The sequence below is a fragment of the Paenibacillus sp. FSL K6-0276 genome (assembly GCF_037977235.1).
In the GTDB taxonomy this organism is placed as follows: Bacteria; Bacillota; Bacilli; order Paenibacillales; family Paenibacillaceae; genus Paenibacillus_AQ.
The window spans coordinates 3,069,068-3,085,633 of record NZ_CP150276.1 but is presented as its reverse complement, the minus strand read 5'-3'; the positions used below and the strand labels follow the sequence as shown (position 1 = coordinate 3,085,633).

13 protein-coding genes and 2 pseudogenes are annotated in these 16,566 nt (G+C 41.4%); 1 reads left to right on the top strand and 14 read right to left on the bottom strand.

The window, feature by feature from the left end:
* Positions 1–888: 888 nt before the first annotated feature.
* From MHH52_RS14540 to MHH52_RS14515, 6 genes and pseudogenes are all read right to left on the bottom strand, one after another.
* Positions 889–1,077, bottom strand: coding sequence for a hypothetical protein (locus tag MHH52_RS14540; protein ID WP_340003323.1), 189 nt, complete (start codon positions 1,075–1,077; stop codon positions 889–891).
* A gap of 37 nt (positions 1,078–1,114) precedes the next feature.
* Positions 1,115–1,342, bottom strand: a complete 228-nt coding sequence (gene tlp, locus MHH52_RS14535) for a small acid-soluble spore protein Tlp (RefSeq protein WP_340003322.1) — start codon at positions 1,340–1,342, stop codon at positions 1,115–1,117.
* 85 nt (positions 1,343–1,427) lie between these two features.
* Entirely contained in the window at positions 1,428–1,568 is a 141-nt protein-coding gene (locus MHH52_RS14530) for a hypothetical protein (protein WP_340003321.1), read from the bottom strand.
* Positions 1,569–1,675: 107 nt separating this feature from the next.
* Positions 1,676–1,837 (bottom strand): annotated as a pseudogene (locus MHH52_RS14525) (helix-turn-helix transcriptional regulator); the annotation flags it as partial.
* Positions 1,838–1,989: 152 nt separating this feature from the next.
* A complete protein-coding gene (locus MHH52_RS14520) occupies positions 1,990–2,250 on the bottom strand; it encodes a hypothetical protein (protein ID WP_313638788.1) in 261 nt (86 codons plus the stop codon).
* Positions 2,251–2,332: 82 nt separating this feature from the next.
* Positions 2,333–3,865: an NAD(P)-dependent oxidoreductase gene (locus MHH52_RS14515; RefSeq protein ID WP_340003320.1), complete on the bottom strand. Its 1,533-nt coding sequence runs from the start codon at positions 3,863–3,865 to the stop codon at positions 2,333–2,335.
* Between the two features lie 153 nt (positions 3,866–4,018).
* On the opposite strand from MHH52_RS14515, the gene MHH52_RS14510 reads away from it, so the two are divergent.
* Complete coding sequence (locus tag MHH52_RS14510; protein ID WP_340003319.1) at positions 4,019–4,579, top strand: TetR/AcrR family transcriptional regulator C-terminal domain-containing protein; 561 nt, start codon at positions 4,019–4,021, stop codon at positions 4,577–4,579.
* A 119-nt stretch (positions 4,580–4,698) separates the two neighbouring features.
* Here MHH52_RS14510 and ppsA read toward each other — a convergent pair whose 3' ends face one another.
* From ppsA to MHH52_RS14470, 8 genes and pseudogenes are all read right to left on the bottom strand, one after another.
* Positions 4,699–7,314, bottom strand: coding sequence for a phosphoenolpyruvate synthase (ppsA, locus tag MHH52_RS14505; protein ID WP_340003318.1), 2,616 nt, complete (start codon positions 7,312–7,314; stop codon positions 4,699–4,701).
* Between the two features lie 320 nt (positions 7,315–7,634).
* Positions 7,635–10,286 (bottom strand): discoidin domain-containing protein, encoded by a 2,652-nt coding sequence (locus tag MHH52_RS14500; RefSeq protein WP_340003317.1) that lies wholly within the window; start codon positions 10,284–10,286, stop codon positions 7,635–7,637.
* Between the two features lie 303 nt (positions 10,287–10,589).
* Positions 10,590–11,516: an aminoglycoside phosphotransferase family protein gene (locus tag MHH52_RS14495; RefSeq protein WP_340003316.1), complete on the bottom strand. Its 927-nt coding sequence runs from the start codon at positions 11,514–11,516 to the stop codon at positions 10,590–10,592.
* A 90-nt stretch (positions 11,517–11,606) separates the two neighbouring features.
* Positions 11,607–12,680, bottom strand: a complete 1,074-nt coding sequence (locus tag MHH52_RS14490) for a phosphotransferase (RefSeq protein WP_340003315.1) — start codon at positions 12,678–12,680, stop codon at positions 11,607–11,609.
* Between the two features lie 596 nt (positions 12,681–13,276).
* Positions 13,277–13,519 (bottom strand): annotated as a pseudogene (locus MHH52_RS14485) (HTH domain-containing protein); the annotation flags it as partial.
* A 328-nt stretch (positions 13,520–13,847) separates the two neighbouring features.
* Positions 13,848–14,000 carry a hypothetical protein gene (locus tag MHH52_RS14480; RefSeq protein ID WP_340003314.1) on the bottom strand — a complete coding sequence of 51 codons (153 nt, stop codon included), beginning with the start codon at positions 13,998–14,000 and terminating at the stop codon, positions 13,848–13,850.
* 358 nt (positions 14,001–14,358) lie between these two features.
* Positions 14,359–15,450, bottom strand: a complete 1,092-nt coding sequence (locus MHH52_RS14475; protein WP_340003313.1) for a Ger(x)C family spore germination protein — start codon at positions 15,448–15,450, stop codon at positions 14,359–14,361.
* Complete coding sequence (locus tag MHH52_RS14470; protein ID WP_340003312.1) at positions 15,447–16,544, bottom strand: hypothetical protein; 1,098 nt, start codon at positions 16,542–16,544, stop codon at positions 15,447–15,449. Before MHH52_RS14470 ends, MHH52_RS14475 begins: the two co-directional genes overlap by 4 nt.
* Positions 16,545–16,566: the final 22 nt, after the last annotated feature.

Here is a 16,566-nt window from a genome sequence, read left to right as displayed (position 1 = left end):
TTTCCGAAAAATCTCAGAGTCTGTCCACCATAACAAGCATGGACTTCATCACAACAGCTCCAGTGGTCGGAAGCAGCATTACGGTCTTAGGAAATCGTCTGACCAAGGTTACGGACACAAACACCATGAGCACACTTATTACAAAAATAACTATAAAAACTGTAGTTAATCAAAACAGCCGAGTATAGCGTTCTTTTATAATCATCGACTAAATCTTTAGATTTATTGCCCTTCTCTTGTCATGTGAATTCCTCATAAAAATTAGTACAAAAAAAAGCGAAACGGATAAAAGCTCCGCTTCGCTCACTCACTGTGCCGCCGGCACTATTTTGCTTGTTGTCCTGATATCAATATTCCATATGCATCAGTGACTTAAGCATAACTATCAAACTATTTACTAGTGCCAAGTAATAAATTCACAATTGTATCAAGCTGATGCTCTAATGAAAAAGGGTCCTCCATTACGAATTCATCATGATAATTATCACCATACAAATAAACTTTACCTTTCTGTTGGAGGCAGCTGCAGCATATCGTATATAGTGGAAGAACCATAGTTTCCGCTCTTTGCCGCTAAGACGTATACCGCTTTTCAGAAAACTGAACAATTGAAACGGTTTCCCCTTCCGCAAAGGGGCTATTTCTTTGCCGGTATCTTTTATTTCCAGCATACAGCCAGAGAATAAGACGTTACTTACTAGAAAGTGCCGTGTCACTACACCGCAGTTCCATCCTCTACTCAAACAGCCGATCAGCTTATTTCCACAGGTAAAGCTTCCAACTATAGGAGAGTCACTAGGTTTCTAAAACACATTTAGGGACAAAGTAATAATCATTTTCTAAGCCGATCCAGAAAAGGATCGGCTTATTTTTAAAGCTTTCTTAAGATCAATCCTGTCTGTTCTCAACAGATTTCATACGGTTTTGTTCGTCAGGCAGTCGGTCAATACTAAATTCCTGGCCTGCTTCTAACTCACCATTGCCGCAAGCACTTCGGGCAAAATTTGTGAACTGTCTTTTTTGCTCATCAAGCTCGTGTTTTTGCTTTAGAAGCTCTTTCGGATCCTGATTTGTCATACTGTTAACCTCCTAGGAAATCAAAATAAGTCTCCTATTATGAGTTTTGCTGGTGCATTGATTCGTCCTTGATTTCTTCTTGAAATCCGGAGATGCTATGTTCACGGCGTTTGTTTTTTTCAGCTATTTGAGTTTTTTCTTGTGCTGAAATTTCATCTCCAAATTCTTCGAGATAATCGTTCGCTTCCTGGTAGTTTTCTATCGTGTTCTGAATCGCGTTTTGCAAGTGTTCAACGTTATCCTTGCGATTATCCGGTTTGCTCATAATTGTCACCTCCCAAAAATGGAATTATGCTGTTTATTCGCACTACAGAAGTTTTCCATAATAGTGCCGTGCTTATGCAAGAAATTCAAAATCCAGCTTCTCTTTGTTTATTGAAAATAACGCTATCCGGATTCTGCGGTAGCCCTCCTAACCGGAGCTGAACAGTTCGCCAGCTTACATTCGGAGCGTCTGACAACGAACCTTGCATCCAGTGTTTTCGCTTCATAGGTGACCTGCCTTCGTTATTGTTCCATCTATATTACATGATGTACGCATCTCTGTATCTTCTTCACGAAATTTATATTATTAATAGCCGAACCCAGCGTGGGATCGGTTATACATCGTGGCTTCTTTTAATTCATACTCGCCCCCAGAGCGCTCAGCAATTAATTTAACAATTTCATATCCATAGCGATCAGCTTCGAACAAGAGCCGTAAAACCATCGTATCGGTATGTCCGCGTAGAAGGTCGGATGTAATTTTGTTCTCACTCATATCATCACCTCTCAATAGCGTTGTATATCATACTACTGTGACAGTCAAGGACTTTGACGAATAAATTCGCTCTACATAATAAAAATACCGCCCTTAGTTTTCTAAGGCGGCATCTTGTGTAATTTGAAAGTTCATATCGTACTCCGGTTACGCTAAAGTACTTGATCTATAATATCCGGATCAAAATCAACCATAATAAGTATATCCATATGACGGGCGTTCCGTAGCAGATAGTTAACCGATGGGCAATGCGAAACCCGCACAGGATTTATCGTTCTGATCTGGAGCCCATATCTTATACAGACGAAAATTACCTTACGCCTGCGCCAAGGCCCACATAGCGATTCATCCCGATCCCATGCCTCCAGTCGTTCATCCACATCTGCGATCTCACGCAGAGTAAGCTCCCTCAAGGCGATTAGATCTCCAATTTTTTCAGAAAACTCCAGTGCTTATTTAGTTAACTGAATTTATTGCCTCACTTCTCGATACCATCTAATTCTGATACGATTTCTTATACTCGCGTCCGTCTGATTTATCTTGAATGGGGTTCCACACCTGGGCAAAGAACGGTTCACGCTTTGCACGTTCTTTGTAATTCCAGCTTTCGAGTTCACACTGCGGGCAGAAATGTCCACCTTCTAGCATAAGCTTGGGACTTGCGGTAAAGGTATGGCCGAACGCACATTTGAAATCGAGTTTGCCCGTCCAATCCCCCGTTTTCATGTCACTTGAAAGGCATTCACCACCACGAAATTTCGCAGCACCTTTAATATCTTCTAAATTTAATTGTGATGCTGGCTTATTTTCATCGTAGCCGTGATCAAGCTTGATGACTTTATCCCAATTCCCGAATTTCTTCATTTCGGACACCTTTGCAGGAATCGCCTCCCAGTTGTTCTTGCTGCCCCAATAAGCGTCTATTTTCTCAATGTCATTATCCTCGATAAAACGTATCGTTCCGCGTTCCTTCACAGCCTGCTTTTTCATCGTCCGCTTAATCATCGCACCCATGAATTTTTGTCCTCCGGGCAGCTTCGTAATGACTTTCGCTACAGATACAAGTGCGCCAAGATTATCGAGGTAGCTTTGATAGAAATAATCTATTGAATCACGGCGAAAGTGAAAATAGTTCTCCAGCTTGTCAGAATCCAAATAATATTGTCCGTGAAAATTCCGTGTTGCATACCATTTGGGGTCAATTACATAATCGAGATTCGTTATTCCAAGCTTTCCATAAAGCACCCGATACATCTCAAGCGTGCTGACTCGACAGCTCTCGCCCCCGCCAATGTTGTAAATGTGCTGCCAAAATCCATCCTCTAGTTCTCCATCAATATCTTGGATGCACAGGTTCCGCATTAAACGTCCTGAATCCCGGTCAGATACGTATTCAAGCACATTTTCCAGACAGTTATGGAACATAATAGGGTCTTCTATCTTGCTCATCGCTGGACCCATGATACCCGTTTGGCGGAGGCTTACCCAATAACTTAGTCCTGATTCAATTACCATACGCTCAGCGGCAATTTTCGAAACGGCATAGTAGTCGTAAACACTTGGTTTGAGAGGGTCGCCCACACGCCCCCAATGGATCGGCGGCATACGGTCACCCGTCTCCGCAATTGTGCCGATATTTACGAAACGCGTTACATGGGCACGACCACTTTTCTTAATGGAGTCGACGATATTTTTCGCTGAACCATAATTAATCTGCATGGTTCGTTCGGGAAACTCGTCTGCAGCAGGAGATACAAAAGCAGCGATATGGAGCACAATGTCGGCATCCTTCACACATTCATAGACCAGGTTGCGGTCTAGTAAATCGCCATAGACTACTTTAACACCATTTAGTCCCTCATATTCTTTCAGCTTTTGGCGGCTGGTTGAATTGTCTAAATCAAAGAGTAATAGCTCGCACTTCGCTAAATCGTTTCGCAGTAACTTTAATGTTTCGCCACCCATATTGCCCGCTGCACCTGTTATCATGACGCGTTTTTTCTTCACCATATTCATCACCTGCATCATAAGTTTATTGACAAGTCAATCGTCTCCCTTCAGAATACAGACACAGTGTCTATTTAACAACCACCAGTTGATTATCGAACTGATGTGACTTAGACAGTTTAAGGTAATCTGTCGATTATATAAAAACTTTATTATATTGGAGGCGAATCTACGATGAATCAACGTGAAAGGTTAACCAAACTGCTGCTGAAGCAGAGCTTGATTAGTCTGCTCAAAGAAAAAAACATAAGTCAAATCAGTGTAAAAGAATTATGCACGTCAGCAGGCATTAATCGCTCTACCTTTTATTTGCATTATGCAAATGCATATGAGCTGCTAGAACATGTAGAGCAGGAGATTATTGATAACACAAGTGAATATCTAGAAAAAATCGAAGCTAATGACAGGGGCATTACTTATATATTGGCCTTTTTAGATTACATCAAAAAGAATGATGATCTGTTTGCCGTTATGCTACTCAAATCAAATGATAACGTGTTGTTTTCAAAACGTTTGCTTAATGAAATACTGATGAATATTGACAATCACCTTCAGCTTGACGTTCCTGAAAATATGAAACGGTTTACTTATGCTTATTTGGTTAATGGAAGCTTAGCGATTATACAGGAGTGGATACTAGGAAAATTCATTATATCAAGCAATGAGTTGGCTCAACTCATTTTCTCTTTAGCGGACCATTCCTTATTAGCGTTTAAGTCATCGGACGAGAATTAAGGGTGTTCCCTTCGATTCATTCTGGCCACGCCGGTGTCTTAAATACCGCCCTTTTATCCATGACAAGTTGCATTAATGCCGTCCACTATGACAAAGGCCATACATGACGTATTCAGCCATTATAATATCTCGATATACCCCTCTGTTCCGTGCACGCGAATTCGTTGCCCATCTTTTATCAGCTTGGTAGCATTCTCCACTCCGACAACTGCTGGTAATCCATATTCACGTGCGATAACTGCTCCATGGGTCATCAGACCACCAACTTCTGTGATTAGGCCTTTTATGGATACAAACAATGTTGTCCAGCTAGGGTCAGTAAATGAGGTGACTAATATATCTCCATCTTCCAGATCTGCCTCTTCCATGTTTAAGATGACACGTGCTCGTCCTTCTATAACTCCAGAAGAAACAGCTAGACCTACGATTGCTCCGGCTGGGAGATTTTCACGTTTGTACTCACCTGTAATGATTTCACCATCAGACGTGATAACACGTGGTGGAGTTAGTTTTTTATATAATTTGTACTCATCTTTTCGTTTGCTAATGATTTGGTAATCCAGTTTATTTGTGCTTACGACTTCGTGAAGTTCTTCAAAAGTGAGATAGTATATATCTTCTTTTTCATGAATAACGCCCGCTTGTACGAGTTGTTCAGTTTCTTTCAGTAGAGACTGCTTATAAACGAAGTAGCGATTAACCATACTGTATTTGGGATATTCCCGATAACCGCTGAAATTCCGGATTAGGTCGATCATTCGTTTTGTTTCATTGGCTTTTTGTTCACCATCCGGTAATCGCTTCAATCGTTCTAATAACACTTGTTCTTTTTCCAAAGCTTCCTGTTGCCCTTGCTCAAATTTCCGATCGCTAGCATTAGGCTCAAAGGTTTTAATGTTACTGAGAATCATGGGGACAAGAGTAGTTGGTTTTTCACTCCAACGAGTTTTAGTAATATCGATTTCTCCGCTACATCGCATTCCGTATTTGTTGAGGTATGCCTGGATAGCGTCTTGCGTTTCCTGTCCACCATCAAACTTAACTAGCTCATCCAAGAAGTTTTCATCTTTTACATGCTGTAAATAATGAATTACTTTTGGATAAGGACGAATCACATCTGCGACATCCAATAGCGCAAGACCCATTTCCGAAGTAATATTGCCCTGTACAGATTGAGAAAGCGTATCTGCTACGTTTTTTTCACCTAACCACTCATTCATTTTTTCATTGATCCATGATGAAGCATCCATAGCCGCCATAATCACACCCAAACTTTGTGGGTCAAATAGAAACTTCTTTAATTGCTGTAGATCTTCTAGAATAAAATCAAATAAATCTGATCCAGATTTCGTTTGGATGTGTCGTTGTAACTCTTCTATCGATGCTTGACTCTTCTTAATCAAATCAGTAACGATTGTCGGATCGCTATCGATTTGTGCTTGAGAATCCGCAGACGATATCCCTTCATTGCTTTTATTGGGACTAGGTACTTTTTTAACATCTGGTGACGATTTTATAAAATCTTCTCGCGCTACGATGGTCATGAGTGCGTCTTTTATGAGCGGATCGGATTTCCCCAAGGTATTAATTATCATTTCTCTGCTGACAGGCGAAGCCAGATGTGTTGTCACATCAACAAACAATCTTCCGCCAGCTGTACGCATAGGTGCAGGAGTCGTTAACAGGTAAAATGACAACCCTAGTGGTTTCATGGGATCCGTCATCATTTGTTGATGCCCGACAGATACGTAAACGTGATTTTCTTGATCATTCACTTCAGGAATCGGAAATAAAGTAGTGATTGGACGGCTCTGAACAATATAAAATGTATCGTTGGCCAAACACCATTCGATATCTTGTGGGTAACCGAAATAAGCTTCAATCTCTCTACCTATGCGTGCCAGTTGTGAAATTTGTTGTTCCGTAAGTGTTTGAATCTTTTGCTGATCGATATCGATCTGCCGGGTTTCTGTTCCACCTTCTTTTAGTCCATAGATAGCCAATTTTTTGGTTGCAATCCTCTTATCAATGATTTCTTCTTCCTGTACTTTATAACAATCGGCAGATACTAACCCAGAGACCAGAGCTTCTCCAAGCCCAAAACTGGCATCGATGGATAGCAACTTTCGGTTAGAAGTCATCGGATCAGCGGTAAATAAAATTCCTGAGGCCTGTGGGAGAACCATCTTTTGCACAATAACAGATAAATAAACCTGATTGTGGTCAAATCCATTTTGCTTACGGTAGATTACCGCGCGATCTGTAAATAGTGAAGCCCAACATTTGCTGATATGCTGCAAGATGGCATCGACGCCGATGATATTTAAAAAGGTGTCTTGTTGACCTGCAAAAGAGGCATGTGGTAAATCTTCAGCAGTCGCACTAGAACGCACTGCATAAGCATGTTCCTCACCTAACTGAGAGAGATAGTGAGTAACTGACTTCATAACATCCGAAGGAATTTCTACTTCCATAATGACTTGTCGAATCTTCCTGCTGATTTCACTAATTTGATCTCGATCTTCTACTTTTAGGATAGTTAATCGATCCAACAAAGCATAATACGTTTCGTTCTGTTCTATGGCTTTTTGATAACCCACTGTTGTAACACAAAATCCTTCTGGTACTTGTATTCCTTCAATTTTTGATAAACGCCCTAAATTCAACCCTTTTCCGCCAACGAGCAATAGCTGCGTATTTTCCACTTCCTGAAAACCGAGAACCAAAGAACTCATTCGAAATCTCTCCTAACCATTAAATTGAGAAAAAACATTTGACAAGAGTTTAGCAGCATGGTACATTATTAACGTAAGATGCAAAAACTATGTCTATTAAACTCGCGGTAGTCGTGATCCGATTATATCATCGTGTCTGTTCATATGCAATATTAAAGAACCTGATAAACAACTCAGGTTCTTTTTTTGATTTCTAGCTATCATTAGAATGCATTCGGAGTGTGAACATCGCGGACTAGTAAAGAGAGACGAGGCTAGTTATAGCAAATAAACCACAGCCCTTTATTTAGGCGTACGGTTTATTTGCTTTAATATTGGAATTACAGTCCCTTGACTTCAAACTCATAGATTCGCGCTGCAGTATCGGCTCCCTGCGTGGGCTTAAGAATCAATAATTTTACATAGCGGGCTTTCACCAATGCAATCGCGTCTGTCGACTCGGCTGCTGAGTTTCCTTGGACTTTGACGACATCAGTCCAGTTCGTTCCATCGCTGCTCACCTGAATGGTATAATCGCTGGTATTAAACCCGGACCATTCTCCTCCGCTCTGAGCATGCTTGATGATAAAAGAGCTGATTTGATGCTCGGCTCCGAGATCGACTTGAAGCCAATGAGGCAGATTTCCAAGTGCACACCATTTGCTGTTATCCGTCACTTTACCGTCTACGGCGTTTGGTGCTCCTTCTTTTTCCCCGCATGCATGATCGGCTGTTGCAGTTTTGCCAAGTGCTAAATTCTTCACCGCACCAGCTTCCTTGCTCACTGTGATGAGCGCCTTTTTCGTAATTGTGTCTTGGCCCGAACTGTTGGTTGCAGTCAGTGTCACGCTATACACGCCTTCCTGATTGAACGTTACAATCGGGTTCTTCGATGTGCTGACAGCTGGGCTTCCGCTTTCGAAGTTCCATGACCATTCTTCTGTCACTTCGGTCGACAGGTCGGTGAAGTTTACGCTCTCACCTGGAGCCACCAAGGTCCGATCAGCCTTGAACTCCGCAATCGGCTTCGGATAAGCTGGCCAGCTGATCTTCACGCTGGATGTCTGACCTTGCTCGTATCTTCCATTGATTGCAACGACCTTCAATACTGTGACTGTTTCCTTGTCTATTCTTCTCATCTCAGGAACGTAAAACACATGATTTGGCGTTGCACCCATTAGCACCTCACTGCCATCTGGCAGTACACGATAGATTTCGTATTGCTTCACCTGCTGGTCAAGCTGTTTCCACTCCAATCTAGCATCTCCATAAATTCCATCGCGGAAATCGGATTGAGTGACCTTCAGTTCGCTAACTGCCGGCAGCGTTTTTATCGGGTCGTTGGCATTTTGGATGGAGAGCTGGCCTATTTGAATGGAATAATCACTAATCGTGTCCTTGGTATCAAAATAAAGTGACAACGCTACGATCCGTTTCCCTTTGTATGGGGTCAAATTCAATGTTTCGGTAGTCCAGCCTGGTTCTGTCTTATCCTTCACGTTAAGGAAGACAAATTGGTCGGGTTGGTCTGCGAAAGCAAGACCCACCTTCAGGCTTGGCTTGTTCAGTGTTTTATACGTGACTGACAGCTTCGTACTTGCTTCGATTTTAAGGTCTGTCTTGTAGAGCTTCAGATGTGTCGCATTGTTATGGCTTAGATCACCTGATACCTTCAGCGAACTGCCGCCGTAATACGCATCGGACCAATCGAGCTCCGGAGTAAGCGATGTTCCTTTGCTGTCTGCGATCCAGCGCCATGTTGGCAGGATATCCTGCAGGCTTCGGTTATTCCATCCCTTATCCCGAACCTGCTTCCCTAGAACATAATATTTCTGTCCGCTTCCTGTATTGAAGTTGGTGATGAAAGGCAGCTCATTTACAGAGGATGATTCTACCACATTGTTCGCGATTCCTTTCCAGGCCTGATCGCTCGCGGTATTGCCCGGATTCCCGTTTGGCCCCACCCAGAATTTGTTCTCGCGTGCGAAGAAGTCCTCCATACTCTCCGCGCTGTTAAAAGCCCAGTCCGGGCGGTAAATACCAAGGGAAGTGACTGCAGGTTGACCATCCGTGAACAGCAGATTCCAGTTCACCTTCGTATCGTAACCCTTGGCCTCAACATCGATGCCTGCATACAGGTCATACGGACTTCTGTCCAAGCTTCTGGCCTTCTCTGCTGAGCTTTTAAGATCTTTCCACCAGAAGTTCAGGAACATATTGTCTGTTATCTGCTTCTTATTGTCTTGCAGGAACATTGCATTCTTGTCATTTAGTGCATTTTGCCAATTGATACTGCCCTCCTTGGTCATGGAGTCGTACCATACGATGTGCATAGATGCAGATTTGTGCGATTCTAGATAACTTAGGAAAGCTTTCATTTGCTGTGCGTCAGCTGGTGTTCCACCCTCAGTCTCCTGGTTAATGAACCAACCGTCAAATCCGTAATACTTCGCAACCTGGATCAGCTTATCTGCGGCAGGAAAGGAGCCGTCGCTGTTCTGTTGAAGCATTTGCTTCACCCATTCAAATTTCCCTCCATACACGGTTGGCGGGAAGAATACCGTTCCGATGATCGGCACGCCATTCTTATGAGCCGCGTCGATAGTATCAGCGCTTGGCGGTACGATGATCCCTTCACCGGCAGATCCGCCCCAATAGACAAGCTTGTCAACATACTGCCAATAAGTAAACGTGTTAGCTCCAAATTTGTCCGAACCCTGTGATGGCACACCACTTGTTCCCGAGTTCAGTGCTGATAGAGCCATAACTTTCGGCGCTTTTGTCGCATGAGAGTTAACTCCATCTGTCACAAAGCGGTCTTGCAGCGGGATTGTGCTCTGGTTGAATGCCGCATCCGGGTCGGATGCAGGAGTCCACTGAAGCAATTGCTCTGGAAACCAGTAGGATGAATAAGGCTGTTTAGCGAACGCAGTAGTGGATAATGCTGCGCACATCACAAATAAGAATATAAAACCTACACCAATCTTTTTCATGCCGTACTCCTCCAATTGATAGATTATATGATTGCGCTTACATTTTATCAAGTTGGACAAAGCTGTAGATAGTGGATTAATGGCAAATTCAGGTGCAATTATTACAGATCGTAAGCCTGAAGCTCTATAGCAAGCATCAGCTTGCGCTCCATAAATAAAAGAGCCCCCATTTAAACAAACGGGTGCTCTCAATCTTTTAATAGGTTCCTATTTTTTGGAATACCAAGCTATATTACGTGTTAGATCTATTGATCCCATTTCCTGGTTCCACAGGCAGAGTCGGTTGCCGCAAGCGTACTTTCGTTAATCTTTCAGGTTTAGTAAAAAATGCCGTGTGTTCTGATAGGCATCTCTCCATCCCATCTTAGCGTAGAATCGAAGTCCATCAAGTCCCTTGAAATAATAGGCGCCGATTAACCGCTCCTTAAAATAATGAGTCGCGATTCTGGCTTTCTCTTGATAGTCTTGATACGCTTTAATGACACCACTCCACGGCATATGCCGATCGAGAATCGCAAGGTCTACGAGAAAATCACCGTACATGCAATTCCCATCAATGATGCCGGTAATCCGTGTTCCGTCGGACAAAATATTCCACTGGTGAAAATCTCCGTGTATAAAGCTTCTGTTCGATTCATTATATGGTACGTAGGTCATCAAACGACTATAGATTTCTTCGTATACGTCTCTCTCCAAGCAAGACGTGCGGAAGAGTTCATGCCAGTTCTCCCAGAACGTCCCCGTCTGATCTTCAGCATTTACGGCAACGACGAAGTCCTTCCAAGATGAATAGGATCCGTTGCCGTCAGGTCCGATCCACCCGTACCCGTTAGTTCCTCCAATATCCGCTTCAGCCAGTCTTGTCAAGATGCCGATAATCTCCGGCAACTGATGGGTTTGTTCCTCTGCCGTGCAATCGGACAGGTTGCGCCCTTCCATCCGCTCCATGATCAAATAAGTTAACTGGCTAGTTCGCCCTAACGCCAAACATTTGGGGAAAGGGATGCCTTGGCCCGACAGCAAATTCGATATATAGCTTTCCGTCTCATACGTACGTTCCAGATCGCTGAATTTCACAACATAGCCTTTCCCTTCGAGGATGAAAGAAAACACGTTGCTTAAGTTGCCACCAGACAGCGGTGTAATCTCAACCGCACCAGGTGTGAGATGATTCCACAATACTTTTTCAATTTCACTCATTGCCAAATTCGGTTTCTCGTAAGCCATCATCGCTCCAACTTCCGTTTATTAGAGTCCAGTATGAATTGAGCCGCAGCATATTCAAAACACTATACCACTGCCTCCACCACTACAAAAAGATTAAATATCTCGTTCCTCATACTGAAAGGGTTCTTCCAACGAGTAAATTTCATGGAAAAATCCTACGAACGGGATATCGTCTTCCAGGCATTTTATGCAATATGATAACTCTTCATCACACTCCGGCTCTTCACCTTGATTCCGCATACACTCGAACTCATCTACAATTTGTTCCATGAGGGTCACTTTGATAAATAAGGGCAATTTCTCCAATATCGAATCTTCGATCCGTGTCTCTGATCTGTATCCCTCAAGGACTGTTGTAAAATAGTCATCCATGAATTTTTTGCGTTTACCCGCGTCTGGTTCAGCCGCTATCCAGCCTACTCCGCTTCTCCAGAGATCTGCCAGGTCATACATATACCAACCAAAACATGAATTATCGAAATCATATACAGTGATTTGCCCGGTATCAAAATCTATCATATAATTCCCATCGTTGTAATCAAAATGGATCATACCAAAGGACGTATGGTTTCTTTCTAATCCTTCTAAGGTTTTCAGGAGCTCTACCAGCTTCTCTTTAAGCAGAGGTAAGGAATCGGGGATCAGTTTATTGATAAACTCGACATTATATTTATCCAAAAAACTATACCGACGATGGACAGGCGTATATTCTTTTGACAATTGATGCATTTTTCCTAGGACTTTTCCGCAGTTATAATAATATTCGGTAATTGGAACTCCTTCCCGATACCGATAATGATTGTCCACCAACTTTTTTCCTTTGGCCTTTTCAAACAGGCAAACAAAAAAGGTGTAATTATTATGAGTGATCTCTTCCAGCAGATTCCCCTTCTTGGAGCTGACTACATCTGAGACACTACCGCCATGCTCGAATAAATACCTGATATATTCAGCTTCGCCCAGCAATTCTTCCCGGCTCCTGTCATTTAAGAAGGCGATCCTGAGTATTTTTGCATCAGCACCAACTTTCTCACAGTTATAAACGACATTCCGCCCTCCGGTATGTGCCTTAATCAGCCACGTTTCATAACCTTCTAACTCGTACAACTCTGATACTAATGGAAACAAATATGCATCAAAGATTTTAACTACCTCATTATTAGTCAAAAAATCTCTCCTTTAGCGTGATAGAATGTGTCCAACTAATTCTACTTCTACGTACAAATGTTTAATCGCTGATTTTAAAAAAATATCTTCACATCCAACGTATATTCTCCCAAATCCACTTAATATATGTATAGTTTACCAGCTTCTACTGATAAACTGGATAGTGAAAACAATTATAATTGAATTATCCTGATTCGTTATTTTAGGCTAGTTTCTGCAGCTCACGGAATTAATCGTTCTGAAGAGTACAACAGATACAGCGAGTTGTTTTCACAGATCATAAAACGCCCAAACCGTAACAATTCGGGACGTATGCAATAACAATTAGGCGTTTATCAAATCGGCAATGCGACTATATTCTTGTCCCTTTGCCGTAGTTTATTAGTTTTTTTGTTTGAGACATCAATAGCCAAACTTAATGGAATGAATGAATCTATTTTAGAGATACCTTTCTTTAACATTTTTTTGTTTTCCATGAACAATTCTAATTCTACTGTTTTGATACTTAAAAAATGGAGGTGAAATAAATCCTTTAGAATAGACTGAAGAGGTCTTCCTGACGCATGACTTCTTGTATCCTGTAAACCTAAGATTCAATTCTCCTGATAGTTCGCACGCCATCTCTTTCCTGAGGATTCGACTCTTTGGATCCCGATAACGGTTACGTCAAAACCACATTCTTCAAATATTTCTCTCGGTAACTTGCCCTTGTTATTTTCTAAGATGAACAATTGCTTAAACGCATCTGTATATGTAATTGCTTTTGATGATACGAACTTCACATAAGGATTACTAGATAACTGCTTGATTTCTTTATCTGTGAATATTTTCTTGCTCATACTATTCCTCTTCCCGTCTTCTTGTATAGACAAAAATACCCTATCGAGTGACTTTTTTAAAGTGTCTACTCGATAGGGTACAGTTTATTATAAGTCAGATTTTTTTTGATTTTAAATAACCACGAAACTAAACAAACTGACTCCTGTTCATAGAGAAATCATTAGTTTAGGTACTTTATAAATGATAACAAAACGGATTACATTTTGTTATATGTCTCCATGAATAAGAAGGATACCTGCAAACATCAGCTGAGTCCCTTGTATCGATATAGCTCCAGAGTATAAGATGATGCCGCTCCGTATCGGGAAATAGATCAATCTCCCGTTTCTAATCCTCTGGTGCTAGAATCAAGGAGAAGCATAGCGCAAATACTTCTATTCGTTCTCTTCGTGTGAACATATCGCCATTCTGTTCGCCTAGACCTTTCGATAATCCGTAGCTTTCTAGAGAGAGCAGTGGATATGCTTCATCAACAGGCAAGTAATCCGGCGCGAATATGCTTCGCCCAACAGAACCCGTAAGCGGACTCGCTTGAATCTGTAACGAGTTTGATTATAAACAGACATACTCAGGATGCCATTGCTTTTTCACAAGAAAAAACCACATGGAGTATGTAATACTTTCTCATGCGTTTGAGATTATTCTGTAATTATCATAATAGTGAGTAGTCCAAAAGGTGTGTGATCCAAGTAAATGCTTTACAAAGAAAAAAGTGATGCTCTATTTTTCCACCGTACAATACAGAAAACACCGTAATGTTACCAGGATATGCAAAAAAAGCTTTTAGAGGTACATATGTACCTCTAAAAGCTTATGTACAACGAAATCTTGAAATTTGTTATTTTATTGCTCCCGTTCCCTGCATAGAAACTTTAACATGTACATCAAATACAGCCTCGGGATAAATGGTCTGCCATTGCTCCCATTCCATATCCCCTTCATGCCGGGTAGCTCTATAGAGCAATCCGAAACCGAGCGGATCTATCCCGTTTGTTTGCAGCTTTTTCATCAAGCTTGATATCTTTGTCTTCTCTTCCTGTTCAACATTCTTTTCAAATTCATCCCAATTGTCTTCATACAGCAGGTTTACGAATTCTTCTACAATTCCGCGCATTTGGACAGATACATGAATAACTGGTTTATTTTTATTGTTTGTATCAATCGTATAGCGCCTCTTCAGTTGTTCAATGGCCAAGACGAAAGGTTGACCTTCCATTTTTGTGGTGATTTCGAAATGAGGATAACTTTTAAGCAGTTCTTTAAAGACGCGAGTTTCCTCTGGAGTCAAAATCGTTTTTATCTTCTGCTTGTCTAAAAGAGCAGCCGTATCAATTTTGTATACCTCTTTTTCAGCCTCGATGACCGGCAAGTAGGGGTCCATGCCCTTTTCAGTGGTTCGACGATAGAAATCATAAAATTGTTCGGGAACCGTGAACGATGAGATTGATCCCGATTCGGACAGGCTTAAAAACAATGCGTTACCTGAAAAATTTTCCGATTTTGGTTTCATTTTAAGAACGGTCTCCGCGTTAGGCTTTCCTAATGCCACCATCCCCTCCATCGGAATATCGAATCTTCGCGACAGCCAACTAAGCGGCTCTTTGATACTCTCATGGGCTAATGATTCACCCAAAATACATACTTCTAAGAGGCCATAATTGAGATCTTTCGATGTTTTTGCGGTTATCCGCCCGATCGCGCCTGTTATCGTTTCGGAATTCTCGCTTATAATTTGAGTATTATTCACAGAAGGATCAATTTTTTGGGTGGGTAAAGCTAATTTTAAAGTCACGCGATATGGATTATTTACATCATCCGATTTATCTACTCCGATGGCGATCACGAATATACGTTTGTCGATATCCTTGAAGGCACAACCCGATTGTATAGCCACTGTAAAGCAGAGGAGCAACAGGAAGATGGTTCTCATGCTCTGCGCTGCCATTTCATTACAGCAAACAACGCAATAAGCGCGACCATCAGAAATTCGGTATAAAATCGTAGCTCAAGCCAATTGACTGTATGGTATTTGATTTGTTTTAGTGTGAATGTGTTGAAGTAGATCATTGTAACGATGGTGAATAGGCCGCAGATTGTCCAAGATAATAGTTGTTCCTTTCGTGGATTGTTTTGAAATTCCATAGAGAAGCATCCTTTCAACAGTTCAAGTCCAACATGAATGGTTACAGCCGCATATATTAAGAGCAAAAAAAGGACTATGAGAAAATAAGGCATAATCGTACGTGAGAATAACCCTGACATGATACCAATAGAATCTAATGCAGAATACGTGGGGGCTATATAATTTCCCACCCCGTAAGTGCCATGAATCCCAATGGAAACAAGCAAACCAATAACCAAAATATGAAGATTAACAATAAGGATAATGGGGAAGAACTTCCATTTGATTTTACTGGGGACAACTCGGTTAAATATGATCAAGCAGACGAATCCAGAGAAAACACTATTTACTGCAGCAATCGTTTCCCATTTTGGCCAAGTGAATGCATAATCTGCCATTGCTTTAATGGAATTCCACTCTATTCCTTGGCTAAAGATGGCTTTTGTTAAAATGTAATACATTATAGGAATACAAATAAAAAGAACCAACTCTAGCGTACTTAAGATTGTTTTACTTGACCTTGTAGCTCCCCAAGATACCGTAAGAAACACAAATGCTATGATAATAATTGTTTTTACATCTGTTAGATACAAATTAAAAAAGGATGATGCGTATCCTATCATGATACATCCTTTTGTTATAGTCATAATTGAAAAAAATATTAATAATGATACTCTTGCCCCTGCCGGCAAAAACATCCGAAAGATTTCAGGCAAACCCTGCTTTGGAAAATGCCCTAATGACTTCGTCATTGTTACAAGAAATATCATGCCACTAACCGCACCTATCACGATAGCCATCATGCTTCCATTAAACCGTTCATCCAATAAAAGGTTATATAATAAAAGACCTGAGATGGTTAACCCATCATACCATAATACATAAAAAACATATCGATTCAATGAAAAGCATCCTCCTTTCCTT

Excerpts from the sequence above, each read along its gene's own strand:
- tlp (WP_340003322.1), bottom strand. The coding sequence starts at position 1,342 with ATGAGCAAACCGGATAATCGCAAGGATAACGTTGAACACTTGCAAAAC.
- MHH52_RS14500 (WP_340003317.1), bottom strand. The coding sequence starts at position 10,286 with ATGAAAAAGATTGGTGTAGGTTTTATATTCTTATTTGTGATGTGCGCA.
- MHH52_RS14475 (WP_340003313.1), bottom strand. The coding sequence starts at position 15,450 with ATGAGAACCATCTTCCTGTTGCTCCTCTGCTTTACAGTGGCTATACAA.
- MHH52_RS14515 (WP_340003320.1), bottom strand. The coding sequence starts at position 3,865 with ATGATGCAGGTGATGAATATGGTGAAGAAAAAACGCGTCATGATAACA.
- MHH52_RS14510 (WP_340003319.1), top strand. The coding sequence starts at position 4,019 with ATGAATCAACGTGAAAGGTTAACCAAACTGCTGCTGAAGCAGAGCTTG.
- ppsA (WP_340003318.1), bottom strand. The coding sequence starts at position 7,314 with ATGAGTTCTTTGGTTCTCGGTTTTCAGGAAGTGGAAAATACGCAGCTA.
- MHH52_RS14495 (WP_340003316.1), bottom strand. The coding sequence starts at position 11,516 with ATGATGGCTTACGAGAAACCGAATTTGGCAATGAGTGAAATTGAAAAA.
- MHH52_RS14530 (WP_340003321.1), bottom strand. The coding sequence starts at position 1,568 with ATGAAGCGAAAACACTGGATGCAAGGTTCGTTGTCAGACGCTCCGAAT.
- MHH52_RS14540 (WP_340003323.1), bottom strand. The coding sequence starts at position 1,077 with ATGACAAATCAGGATCCGAAAGAGCTTCTAAAGCAAAAACACGAGCTT.